This is a genomic window from Thioalkalivibrio nitratireducens DSM 14787, from assembly GCF_000321415.2.
GTDB lineage: Bacteria > Pseudomonadota > Gammaproteobacteria > Ectothiorhodospirales > Ectothiorhodospiraceae > Thioalkalivibrio > Thioalkalivibrio nitratireducens.
In genome coordinates this window covers 2293873-2306753 of record NC_019902.2, presented here as the reverse complement: position 1 = coordinate 2306753, position 12881 = coordinate 2293873, and the positions used below count along the sequence as shown (strand labels likewise).

The 12881-nt window shown below is 66.4% G+C and carries 6 protein-coding genes and 2 tRNA genes; 5 read left to right on the top strand and 3 right to left on the bottom strand.

The window, feature by feature from the left end; translation table 11 throughout:
* Positions 1–15: 15 nt before the first annotated feature.
* Both TVNIR_RS10620 and TVNIR_RS10615 read left to right on the top strand, forming a co-directional pair.
* Positions 16–6441: a DEAD/DEAH box helicase gene (locus TVNIR_RS10620; protein WP_083499435.1), complete on the top strand. Its 6426-nt coding sequence runs from the start codon at positions 16–18 to the stop codon at positions 6439–6441.
* Between the two features lie 340 nt (positions 6442–6781).
* Positions 6782–8926 (top strand): UvrD-helicase domain-containing protein, encoded by a 2145-nt coding sequence (locus TVNIR_RS10615; protein WP_015259034.1) that lies wholly within the window; start codon positions 6782–6784, stop codon positions 8924–8926.
* A 695-nt stretch (positions 8927–9621) separates the two neighbouring features.
* Here TVNIR_RS10615 and TVNIR_RS19800 read toward each other — a convergent pair.
* From TVNIR_RS19800 to TVNIR_RS10605, 3 genes are all read right to left on the bottom strand, one after another.
* Positions 9622–9768: a hypothetical protein gene (locus TVNIR_RS19800; RefSeq protein WP_015259033.1), complete on the bottom strand. Its 147-nt coding sequence runs from the start codon at positions 9766–9768 to the stop codon at positions 9622–9624.
* Between the two features lie 15 nt (positions 9769–9783).
* Positions 9784–9859, bottom strand: a tRNA-Thr gene (locus tag TVNIR_RS10610).
* A 52-nt stretch (positions 9860–9911) separates the two neighbouring features.
* Positions 9912–9998: transfer RNA gene (locus TVNIR_RS10605), tRNA-Leu, on the bottom strand.
* Between the two features lie 208 nt (positions 9999–10206).
* Between TVNIR_RS10605 and queA the strand changes: the two genes are divergently transcribed.
* The 3 genes from queA (at position 10207) to yajC (ending at position 12878) form a co-directional block, all read left to right on the top strand.
* Complete coding sequence (gene queA / locus TVNIR_RS10600; protein ID WP_015259032.1) at positions 10207–11274, top strand: tRNA preQ1(34) S-adenosylmethionine ribosyltransferase-isomerase QueA; 1068 nt, start codon at positions 10207–10209, stop codon at positions 11272–11274.
* On the top strand, positions 11264–12379 hold the full coding sequence (gene tgt / locus TVNIR_RS10595) for a tRNA guanosine(34) transglycosylase Tgt (protein ID WP_043739604.1): 1116 nt from the start codon (positions 11264–11266) through the stop codon (positions 12377–12379). Before queA ends, tgt begins: the two co-directional genes overlap by 11 nt.
* Positions 12380–12548: 169 nt before the next feature.
* On the top strand, positions 12549–12878 hold the full coding sequence (yajC, locus tag TVNIR_RS10590) for a preprotein translocase subunit YajC (RefSeq protein WP_015259030.1): 330 nt from the start codon (positions 12549–12551) through the stop codon (positions 12876–12878).
* The last annotated feature ends 3 nt before the right edge of the window (positions 12879–12881 follow it).

Below are 12881 nucleotides of genomic sequence, written 5' to 3'. Positions count from 1 at the left end.
GCGGGATGCGGTGGCATGATCCCCTCGATCGTCGCGAGCGAGTTGCAGGAGGCGATCCGTCGCTTCCTGTACGCAAGCTTCCCGATGACTACGCCTGGGTTCCGGCGCGACGACGGCGGCACCATGCTCGACGATCTCCTCGCCGAGCCGGAGGCCATCTTCAAGGGTCCGTACTTGGGCTTGGGGCTACCGTTCCGGCGCATGGAGCCCGGCGCGACGCTGCCATTCGAGCGGATCGAGCTGGCGTTCACCCCGTATCGCCACCAGGTCAAGGCCTTCCAACGCCTCTGCGGTCCGAACCCCCGTTCCACGCTGGTCGCAACCGGAACCGGTTCGGGCAAGACCGAGTGCTTCTCGCTGCCCATCCTCGACTATTGCGCCGGGCGCCCGGAGCCGGGCGTGAAGGCGGTCATCGTGTACCCGATGAACGCGTTGGCGGCCGATCAGGCCCGGCGTTTTGCCCGCGACATCCACCGGGATCGGGAGAGCTTGCGCGGGCGGGTCAGCGTCGGTCTCTACGTGGGTGACAGCGGACCCTCGGTGCACAAGGTGATGAGCCGCGACAGCGTGATCACCTGCCGCGAGACCTTGCGCGAATACCCGCCGGACATCCTGCTCACCAACTACAAGATGCTGGACTTCCTGCTGCTGCGTCCGCGGGACCAGCGTCTGTGGCGCCATAACGAACCGGGCCGCTTGCGCTATCTCGTCGTCGACGAGCTGCATACCTTCGACGGTGCCCAGGGTACCGATCTCGCCTGTCTGGTCCGCCGCCTGCGCGATCGACTGCTGCCGGGCGAAGGGCTTGCCTGTGTCGGGACGTCGGCGACCCTGGGTGGCGAGTCGGCGGGCCAGGAACTGATCGACTACGCCTCCCAGGTGTTCGCGAGCCCCTTCGATGCCGATGCGGTGGTGATGGAGGATCGGGAAACCCCGGAGGAGTTCCTGGCAGGCGCCGAGGTCCGCTTCACGAACTGGCCCACCACCGGCACCTACGGTGGCGGCTATGCGCAGGTGCAGGACGCCGCAGTGGACAACCTGCGCAAGCTGGCGATGCGCTGGTTTGGGGGTGACGCCCCGGCGCTGGATGCACGCGATCCGGCCGTGGCGATGCAGGCCCGCTTTCAGCTCGCTGAGCGGCTGCGCGAGTGCCGCGCGTTCCGCGAGTTGCTGGAGCACGCACCGGGGTTGCTGGATGTGAATGCCGTGGTGGCCGACTGGGCGCAGCGGTTCCGAATCGAGCCGGCACAGGCGCGGCAAATGCTCGACAGCCTCCTGGCACTGGTTTCGTGGGCTCGCCGTCCGAACGATCCCCACGCGACGAGCACCGACGATCCGGGCCAGCCCTTCGTGACCCTGCGCCTGCAGCTCTGGCTGCGCGAGCTGAGCCGGTTGGTCGCGAACGTCGGAGTCCGCCCGATGCTCCGTTTCGCCGACGACCTGACGGACCTCGCATCGCCGCTGCACTTGCCGGTGGTGCACTGCCGCGAATGTCATGCGACTGGCTGGCTATCGGTGCGCAAGGCGGACGAAGGGCGGCTCGAGACCGACCTGCAAGCGATCTACCGGACCTATTTCGGCAATCACCCGGAAATGTGCCTGCTGTTCCCGCTGGAGGGGACACCGCCGGCCGAGCCGAAGGGCATCGAGGGGGCGATCTGCCCGCAGTGCGGGCAACTGCTTCCCAAGGCTGGCGCGACGCAGTGCCCGCACTGCAAGGGCGATGCCCCGGTCGTGCCGGTCTGGGAGCCCAACATGCGCCGCACGCAGGCGCGGGGCGAGCTGAACGTCCAGCGCAGCCACCACGACTGCCCGTTCTGCGGCGCGCACGAGGGGCTGAGCCTGATCGGCTCGCGCGCGGCGTCGTTGTCGAGCGTGCTGATCGGACGGCTGTTTGCCAGCCCATACAACGACCACCGCAAGCTGATCGCATTCTCCGACGCGGTGCAGGACGCCGCGCATCGGGCAGGATTCTTCGGAGCCCGAACCTACAGCACGCTGATCCGCGGGGCGATCGCGCGTTTCGTGACGGCGCAGGGGGAGGGCCTGCCGCTGTCGGTGGTCGCGAGCGAGATGCCGCGCTATTGGCGCAACCGCACCGGTAGTGAGGCGCGCTTCGTCGGCACCTTCATCGCACCGAACATGGAGTGGCTTCGGGACTACGAATATCTGAAAGTCCAGGGTCAGCTCCCGCCGCACAGCGCCGTTCCCGGGTGGGTGGAACAGCGCCTGACCTGGGAGGTGTTGCAGGCGTTCGGCCTGCGTGCCCGGATCGGGCGCACGCTGGAACGTTCCCGTGTCGCGGCCGTCGGGCCGGATCCGGGGGCGCTCCGGGAGTCCGCAACGCGCCTGGCCCAGCGGCTTTCGGAGGAGATCGGCTCCTTGCGCGGGATCGGTGAGACGCCCGTGCTGCGCTACCTGCTGGGGTTCCTCTGGCGCATGCGCGTGGGCGGTGCCTTTTATCACCCGATGCTGGATGGCTACATCCAGGATCGCGGCAAACCCTACGCGCTCTACCGCACCCCGCACATGCCGAATTACGGGGGTGCGGCCGCTCCGCCGGCGCTCGTGACATTGGGCCGGGTGGGGCGGTCGTTCACCGCACTCGCGGCCGATGGGCGCTCGGGCTATGCGGACTGGTTCGACAAGACGCTCGCGGTGGGCGATGCGGTGCTGGCCTCTGCCGAATACCGCCAGGTGATCCAGCGGGTGCTCGGGCAGCTCACGCAGGATGGTTTCCTGATCGAACAAGAGGTGGGTGGTGACTCGGTCTGGGGTCTGGACCCGGAGCGCTGGATCTGCACGACGGCGGTGGCGGCGCTGACCTGCGAACGCTGCGGTCATCAGATCCAGGTGCCACGACAGGAGCTCAGCGACTGGACCGAGATGCCCTGCTTGCGCAGCCCTTGCGCGGGCATCTACCAGCCGTCCACGGTTGCATTGCCAGCCTCCGGCGGCACGAGCGGGGCGCTGCACCGGTTGGTCGCGGCGGAGCACACTGCGCTGCTCGACAGCGAGACGCGTCACATGGTGGAGCATTCCTTCATCGATGGCGACGCGCCCTGGGACGTGAACCTGCTCTCCGCCACCCCGACGCTCGAAATGGGGATCGATATCGGCGATCTTTCTGCGGTGCTGCTGTGTTCCGTGCCTCCGGGGCAGGCGAACTACCTCCAGCGGATCGGCCGCGCCGGAAGGCGGGACGGCAATGCGCTGACCGTGACCCTGGCGAACGCACACAAACACGATCTCTATTTCTACGCCGATCCGCTCGCGATGCTGGCGGGCGAGGTGCGTCCGCCGGGCGTGTTCCTTCAGGCGACCGCGGTCCTTGAGCGGCAGCTCATCGCCTACTGTTTCGATCGCTGGGCCGCATCCGGGATCGACGATTCCGCGATTCCCGGTAACTTGCAGGAAACCCTGAACGGGGTCGAAGCGGAGGCCGGCGGTCGCTTCCCGTTGTCACTGCTTGAGTTCGTGGAACGCCACCGTGCCGAGATCCTGCGCAGCTTTCTCGGTTTCTTCCCGGATCTTCCGGACGAGTCGCGCGAGCACTTGGGCACCTTCCTGTTTGGCGGCGGCGGAACCTCCGGGATGGCGGTCCGGCTGGTGAACCGGCTGCACCAACTGGTGCAGGAGCGCAAGAGTCTTACGGCCCGGATCGATCGTCTGAAGAAACAGAAGGAACGTCTGGAGTCACAACCCCAGGACGATCGGGTCCGGGAGGAACTCGAGGCCGTGCTGGCCGAACGCGGCGCGCTGATGGCGCTGCGTCGGCGAATGAATGGCAAGCCCACGTTGAATTTCTTTACCGACGAGGGCCTGTTGCCGAACTACGCGTTCCCGGAAGAGGGAGTCACCATCCACTCGGTGATCCTGCGGCGCGTGACTCAGGCGGAGCGGGACGAGGGTGAGTCGGGACGTCGCTACGAGCGCATCAACTTTGAAATGCAGCGCCCGGCGGTGGCTGCGCTGAGTGAGTTGGCACCGATGAACCGCTTTTACGCGGTTGGCCGGCGGGTGGAGATCGATCAGGTGGATCTCTCGGTGAGCAGCGCGCAGGAGTGGCGGCTCTGCGACCGCTGCCACTACATGGAGAACGTGACCGAGAGCGGAGATGCGCACACGGTCTGTCCGCGCTGCGGGAGCCCGCAATGGGCCGATGCCGGGCGCAAACGCACGCTGCTGAAATTGCGCCAGGTGTTTGCCACCGCGGATGACCGAGGCAGCCGCATCGGCGATGACAGCGACCAGCGCACGCCGGCGTTCTTCCAGCGCCAGATGCTGGTGGACGTGCCCCTGTCCAGTGTGGGCAAGGCCTACCGGCTGGCATCGGAGGAACTGCCGTTCGGTTTCGAATACCTGCCGCGGGTGAAGCTGCGCGAGGTGAACTTCGGCCAGCCGGGTGTGGAATCCCACGAGTTTGCGGTGGCCGGCGAACTGGCCTCGCGGCCCGGATTCCAGTTGTGCCGGCACTGCGGCAAGGTGCGGCGCAAAGGCGGGCGCGAGCGCGCATCCTTCCAGCATGCCTACGACTGCAAGCTGCGCAAGCCGGGTGCCGAGGAGAGCGAAGCCGACTATTTCGACAGCCTGTACCTGTTTCGGGAGCTGGAGTCCGAGGCGGTGCGGATCCTGTTGCCGCTGGCCGAGGTGGGGTCGTCGGGAACACGGCTGCACTCCCTGATTGCGGCACTGAACCTGGGCCTGCGCCGCTTCTTCCGCGGCGATGTCGGTCATATCCAGGTGGCGCACCAGTCCGAGCCCGCGGGCGGCGAGAGCCGCAAGCACTTTCTGGTGCTGTTCGACAGCGTGCCGGGCGGTACCGGTTATCTGAAGGAGCTGCTGCGCCAGCCGGATAACCTGATGAACTTGCTGCGGGCGGCCTTTGAGGTGGTCAGTCGCTGCGAGTGTCGCGAAGACGAAACCAGCGATGGCTGCTACCGCTGCCTGCTCGCCTACCGCGAGAGCCGCCGGATGGACGAAATCTCGCGCAAGGCGGCCGAGGAGATCCTGGGCAAGATCCTGGCCGCCGCCGACACCCTCCAGCCGATCGACGGGCTCGCGTCGGTGGACATCAATGCGCTGCTGGAGAGCGAGCTCGAGCAGCGTTTCGTGGACGCGCTGGCCAACGCGCCCGGGGTGACGCTCTCGCCCCAACTCGTGCACGGCAAATCCGGGTTCTTTCTGTCGGTGCTGCCCCAGCGTGCCGGGCAGCGCGCCGCGGCCTGGAAAGTGGAACCGCAGGTGCAGCTCGGGCCGGGGCAGGGTGTTGCTGCGGTGAAGACGAAGCCCGATTTCGTGCTGTGGCCGGTACGCGAGGCGCCGGGTCTGCTGTCGGTGGCCGTCTTCATGGACGGGTTCCAGTATCACTGGAACAAGGCGGACGACGACACCCTGAAGCGTCAGGCCTTGCTCGACAGCGGCCGCTTCCGGGTGTGGAGTCTGAGCTGGCACACGCTGCCGATGCCGGGCATGAAGCAGGTCAACCCGGCGGCACAGCTGTTGAAGACGGGGCAGCAGGCGACGATGCAGACGCTGTTCACCCGACTCGCGCCCAGCGGTGGCTGGGATCCCTATTTGGCCTATGGCGGCTTCATCGACAAGGGACCATTTGGCTGGTTGTTGGCTTATTTGGCGGGCGACACGGAGAACCTGGACAGGCTGCGGTTTGCCGCGTTGTCCCGGGCATTGGGGTGGCTGGATTCGCGCAGCGTGCAGGACCCCGCGTTTCGGAATGCCTTGCTTGAGGACGTGCAGTCGCGGTTCCCGGAGGCGGTGCACGCCGGTTGGAGTGGCACGCAGCAGGACCCGAGAATCCTGGGTGGATTGCTGCCTGCAACCGGCGGTGACGACACACCGATGGCGGGGATCGATGTCGGCGTCTGCCTTCCACGCAGTGCGATGCAGGCGGCCGCCGGGGGCGATTTGCAGGGGTTGCAAGCGGACATCCGAGTGCACCTCGGGATGGACGATGAGCAGGCCCGGCAGGACAAGGATTTCGAGACCCTTTGGGGCATGTTCTGGGGTGCGGCGAACCTGCTTCAGTTCCTGCCGCGGCTGACGCTCGCTTCTGCTCGGGGCATCCAGCAGGGGCTGTACGGCGTGGTGTTTCGGGCGGCTGAACCGTCCGGGGAGGGGTCCGAGGCCGACGACGGCGATGCGTTGCAATGGCAGGAGATCGCCCAGAATTCGTTGTTTGGGGAACGTGTGCTTCGGCTGCGCGATGCCGGGGTGCCGCCACCGGAGGTCGGGATCGAGCTGGTCGACGAGGCGGGCGCGGTGCTGCCCGAGGTCGAACTCCTGTGGCGGGACCAGCGGATTGCGGTGGTGGCGGATGTGGACGAATCGGGGCGCGCGGGCCTGGAGCGGCTGGGCTGGACCGTGTTGGACGGTCTGGACGATGCGGTGATCGCCGAATTGACGGGCAGGCTTACGCCGTGAACCTGACAAACTCAGCATGGCGGATGACGCTTCGCTCTTCCACCCTACACGACCACCCTCGCCACCGTAGGGCGGAACAGGGCGCAGCCCGTCATCCGCCGGCCCCCGGCGCGGCAATGGCCCCCTGTAGGGCGGAAGAGGGCGCAGCCCGTCATCCGCCGGCCCCCAGCGCGGCAATGGCCCCCTGTAGGGCGGAACAGGGCGCAGCCCGTCATCCGCCGGCCCCCGGCGCGGCGACGCCCCCCTGTAGGGCGGAAGAGGGCGAAGCCCGTCATCCGCCATTCGACACCGCTGACCGGCACGCCTGCGATTCGGCCACCATGATCGACCGGAGACCGATGTGAGCGAAATGAGACCCACCGTTGCCATCTCGACGGATTTCCTGCAGGCCTACGCGACGATCCCGAAGGCCCAGCAGAAAAAGGTGATGAACTTCGTTACGAAGTTCCGCAACGATCCGTTCAGTTCGGGTATCAACTACGAGAGGATCAACGATGCGCGGGACGCGAACTTCCGGTCGGTTCGCATCGACCAGGACTACCGCGGGATTGTACTGAGCCCTGAAAAGGGCGACGTGTACGTGCTGCTGTGGGTGGACAAGCACGATGATGCCTACGCTTGGGCCCGCCGCCACACCTGCGGGGTTCACCCGGAAACCGGAAGCCTCCAGTTGTTCGAAGCGGACTCTGAGGTCCTGACTCCGGAGAGGGCCCCGGCGGTTGAAGTTGCGCAGCCGCCCCTGTTCAGCCTGCGGGAGCGCGAACTCCTGCGCATCGGGGTGCCGCACGATCGGCTGGCACGGGTGAAGGAAGTGAAGACCGAAGAGGAGCTCGAACGCCTCGAGACGCTGCTTCCGAAGGAAGCCTTCGAGGCGCTGTATCTGATCGCGGCGGGCAGCGATCCGCAGGAGATCATCCAGGAGTACGCGGCCAAGGCGGAGGCGGTGGACACGGAAGACTTCGCGACCGCACTGACGCGTGAGCAGAGCCAGCGTAGCTTCCACGTCGTCGAGAACGACCAGGAACTCGAAGCGATGCTCGTGGCTCCGCTCGAGAAGTGGCGGGTCTTTCTGCACCCGTCCCAGCGTCGGCTCGTGCATTGGCGTGTCAACGGTCCGATCCGGGTGCTCGGCGGCGCGGGCACCGGCAAGACGGTGGTCGCGATGCACCGCGCGCGCTGGCTCGTGCGCCACGCGCTGAGCGCACCGGACCGCAAGGTGCTGTTCACCACGTTCACCGCGAACCTGGCCACCGATATCGCCGAGAACCTGCGCAAGATCTGCTCGCTGGAAGAGCTGGAACGGATCGAGGTCGTCCACATCGATGCGTGGGTGAGCCGTTTCCTCAAGCGGCAGAACTACCCGCATCAGATCGTTTACGACGGCAATCCGCAGTACGAGGCCTGCTGGCGTGCCGCGCTGGATGCACGCCCTGCCGATCCACCGCTCCCCGAGAGTTTTTACCGCGAGGAGTGGGATCGGGTGATTCTGCCGCAGCGGGTCACGGATCGCGCCCAGTATTTCCGTGCGAAACGCGTCGGACGCGGGGTGCCGCTCACCCGTGCACAGCGCGCCGCGCTTTGGAGCGTGTTCGAGGAACTCCGGATCCAACTGCATCAGCGTGGCCTGAAATGCAGCGAGGACGCCACCCAGGATGCGGCCGACCTGCTGGCGAGCGGCAAGGCCTACCTGCCGTATGACGCCGTGGTCGTCGATGAGGCCCAGGACATGGGGCCGCAGGTGATGCGCCTGATCCGACTGTTGGTCCCGCCGGGAGCGAACGACATCTTCATCGTGGGGGATGGTCATCAGCGAATTTATCGCCGCCGCTACACGCTCAGGGCCTGCGGAATCGAGGTGCGCGGCCGCAGCCGGAAGCTGAAGATCAATTACCGCACCACCGAGGAAACCCGGCGGTTCGCGGTCGCGGTATTGGAAGGAGAGCCCATCGATGACCTCGATGGAGGCGAGGATTCCACCAGCGATTACCGGTCGTTAGTGCATGGGGTGCCGCCGACCGTCCGCGGGTTTGCCGGCCAGGAGGAGGAGCTGGACTGGCTCGCCGAGCAGGTGAGGGGTTTGCAACAGGAAGGCGCGGAGCTGAAGGACATCTGCGTGGTTGCCCGAACCAACGCACTGGTGGAGAGCTACGAGAGGGGACTCAGGACACGTGGCTCCGGCTGCATTCGACTGAGCCGCAAGCTGGCCGACAACCGTGCGCAGGAGGGCGTGCGGCTTGCAACCATGCACCGGATCAAGGGGCTGGAGTTCCGCCACGTGATGCTGGCGGCCGTGAATGAGGGTGTGATCCCGCTCCGGCAGGCCATCGAAAGCTCCGAGGATCCGACCGAACGCAGGGCCGGTGAACTCACCGAGCGGGCGCTGTTCCACGTCGCCGTCACGCGTGCCATGAGTCGTGTGTTCATCAGCTATTTCGGACAGGGCAGCGCGTTTTTGGTCGGGCCGCGATCAAGGTCTTTGTCGTGAGTATCGAAGACATGTCGCCTCCTGATTATCACGGAAGCTCCGCGAATTGGAACGGGCCGTCTTCGTTACCAACGTCATCGCGAGAAGCGAGGCCTTAAGCCGCGAGCGCAGCGTGGCAGGACGTGGCGATCCAGACGGCATCAGTTCTCCCAACGCCGCCTGGATTATTCGCTGCGCTCACCCTGCGGGCCAGCCTTCGGCTGTTCAATGCGCTGCGCGCATTAGTGCCGCGCTTCGCTCGCAATGACGACCGACGCAGAACGGTGGCCTGCTCGCGGCGGAGGCTTCGTGAAAAGGGAGCATTACACTTTTGTCCCAGACGAAATCCGTGCAAGTGGCTGATATTTCAGCGTGCGCGCCGTAACATGTTGATATTTTTGCGCCGTATCCATGTGATGGCGCTAGGCCAAAAACCGCACTGTCACAGGGTCGGGACAAAAGTGTAATGCTCCCCGTGAAAATTAAGTGTCGCCTTGTTGAACGCTGCCTGCGGCGAGGCTCTTACGCCATCCGTCTGGCCGCTTTCATTCGGCAATCTGAACGGACTGTCCCAATCCAATCGCTTCGCGTGCTCAGCTGAACAATGACTGTTGCGTGGCTTCCAGGACGTGGCCGCAGGCTGGACGGCACAGAGGCCATTTCACGCATCCGGGGTTCGGCGGATAAGCTTCCGCGGTTCAGGAACGCATTGCGCTTCACGTGGCCGGTCGTGATCTTCTACGCTTGGGCTGTCCGTGGCCCGTAACCTGGGTGCCGGCGAGACCGTCCACGCGGTCCCGGGTCGGTCCCTGGCGCTGTGCGGCCGCTGCCTTCAGCGACCGGTCGCGATCGGAGCTGTCCATGTCCGATCAAGTGTTTGGAGCCGGCGACAGGATTCGAACCCGCGACCCTCTGATTACAAATCAGATGCTCTACCAGCTGAGCTACACCGGCCGGACAGACCTTCCCCATGCCCACGGTGCCAAACCGCCGGGCCGGTCAACGATGGTGCCGGGAGCGAGAATCGAACTCGCACTCTGTTGCCAGAACCGGATTTTGAGTCCGGCGCGTCTACCAGTTCCGCCATCCCGGCGCGGGCCGGGAAGTGTACCGCAAAATCGGGCGCTGCAGTGATCCGGCCATCGCGGCTGAGCGCTGCCGGCCGGCGACCCGAACCGGGGCGGTGGCCATCGGCCGCGGCTGGCCGGTTCGGGTTGCCGGATGCGGCCGATCGCCGAACTCGGCCCCAGGTGCGTATGGACGGGCGTATGGACCGCGGGGCCGTGATAGCATCGCGCGCCATGCGCGTCGCCGACTTCGACTACTCGCTCCCCCCGGAGCTGATCGCCCAGCAGCCGCTGCCCGAACGCACCGGGGCGCGGTTGCTCGTGCTCGAAGGCGGGCAGCCGGAGGATGCAGCGCTGCGCGACGTCGCCCGCTGGCTGCGGGTGGGCGATCTGCTGGTCCTGAACGATACCCGTGTGATTCCGGCGCGGCTGCTCGGGTTCAAGGCGACCGGCGGGCGGGTGGAGGTGCTGATCGAGCGGATCGAATCGGCCGACACCGCGCTCGCGATGGTGCGCGCGAGCAAGCCGCCGCCGGTGGGAACGCGCCTGCGGCTCGAGGACGCGCTCGACGTCGAGGTGCTCGGACGCGAGGGCATGTTCTTCCGGCTGCGCCTGTCGAATCAGGGCGATTTCCTGCAGGCGTTGCAGCGCCACGGGCATGTGCCGCTGCCGCCGTACATCCAGCGTGTGGATCGGGCCGAGGACCGCGAGCGTTACCAGACGGTGTTCGCGGCCCGCGACGGTGCGGTAGCAGCGCCGACCGCGGGCCTCCATTTCGACGATGCCATGTTGCAGAACCTGAAGCAGCGGGGGGTCCGGATCTCCACGGTGACGCTGCACGTCGGCGCGGGCACGTTCCAGCCGGTGAAGGTGGAAGATACCGACGACCACGAAATGCACGCCGAGTACGCGGAGGTCGGTGCCGAGGTCTGTGCCGAGGTGGCCGCCTGCAAGGCGCGGGGGGGGCGCGTGGTGGCGGTGGGCACCACCGTGCTGCGCAGCCTGGAGTCGGCCGCCGCCGGCGGCGAGTTGCAGCCGTTCGCGGGCGAGACCCGACTGTTCATTACCCCCGGCTACCGCTTCCGGGCGGTCGACCGGTTGCTGACCAACTTCCACCTGCCGCAGAGCACGCTGCTGATGCTGGTCACGGCTTTCGGCGGCTACCGCCGGGTGCTCGACGCATACCGGCACGCGGTCGCGCAGCGCTACCGCTTCTTCAGCTACGGTGACGCGATGTGGCTCGCGCCGGGCGACCCGGGCGACCTGCCACCAAGCGTGGATACGAACCGACATGAAGTTTGAGCTGCAGGCCACGGATCGAAAAGCAAGAAGGGGTCGGATGACCTTCGAGCGGGGCACGGTCGAAACGCCGGCCTTCATGCCGGTCGGCACCTACGGCACCGTGAAGGCGATGACCCCGGAGGAGCTGCGCGAGACCGGCGCCGAGATCATCCTGGGCAACACCTTCCACTTGATGCTGCGGCCCGGGACAGACGTGATCCGCGCGCACGGCGATCTCCACGGTTTCATGCACTGGGACGGTCCGATCCTGACCGACTCCGGGGGCTTCCAGGTGTTCTCGCTCGCCAATCTGCGCAAGATCAGCGAGGAAGGCGTGCGTTTCCAGTCGCCGGTCGACGGCAGCCCGATCCACCTGACCCCGGAGGACTCGATGTGGGTGCAGCGGGAACTCGGCTCCGACATCGTGATGATCTTCGACGAATGCACGCCGTATCCTTCGACCGAGGATCAGGCCCGGGAGTCGATGGAGCTCTCGCTGCGCTGGGCGCAGCGCTCGCGCGAAGCGCACGGCGACAACCCCGCGGCATTGTTCGGAATCGTGCAAGGCGGGATGTTTCCGGAGCTGCGCGCGCGCTCGGCCGAGGCACTGCGGGCGATCGGCTTCGACGGCTACGCGGTCGGCGGGCTGTCGGTCGGTGAACCGGAGGCGAAGCGGCTCCGGGTTCTCGATGCGACGCTGCCACTGATGCCGCCCGAGCGCCCGCGCTACCTGATGGGCGTCGGGCGCCCGGAGGACATCGTCGAGGCGGTGCGCCGGGGCGTGGACATGTTCGACTGCGTGATGCCGACCCGCAACGCGCGCAACGGATTTCTGTACACGCGGGAAGGCATTCTACGCATCCGCAACGCCCGCTACCGCGACGACACGGCGCCGGTCGACCCGGCCTGCGGCTGCTACACCTGCCGCCACTACTCACGGGCCTATCTGAAACATCTGGACAAGTGCAACGAAATCCTTGGGCCGCGACTGGCCACCATCCACAACCTGCGGTACTACCAGGATCTGATGCGCGGGTTGCGCGAGGCGATCGCAGCCGGGGAACTCGAGCGCTTCGTGGTGGACTTCTATTCCATGCGCGGCATGTCTGTGCCTGCTGTGGCATAATCCGGCCCGTCTTGAATCGCTGCCGGCCCAGAGGGCCTGCCCGAGCCCGGCGAGGCCCTTGCGGTGTCCCTGCAGCGGCGTCTCTCGGGCCGGGATCTGAACAGCGCGTGGCGCGCGGTTCGGCCGGTGGCGCGAAACCAATCCCGACCCTTTCGAACGGAGCAACCAGATGGACTTTCTCATTTCCGCGGCCCATGCGCAGGAGGGCGCCGCCGCCGGTGGCGGCATGATCGAGTTCCTGATCATGATCGCGATCTTTTTCGCGATCATGTACTTTCTGATCATCCGCCCGCAGAGCAAGCGGGCGAAAGAGCACCGGGCGATGGTCGAGGCCCTGTCGAAGGGCGACGAGATCGTGACCAACGGCGGTCTGCTCGCGAAAATCACCGAGGTGGGCGAGAACTTCGTCAAAGCCGACGTGGCCGATGGCGTCAACGTCATCATCCAGCGCCAGTCGGTCGCCGCCGTCATGCCGAAAGGCACCATGAAAGACGTGTAAAGA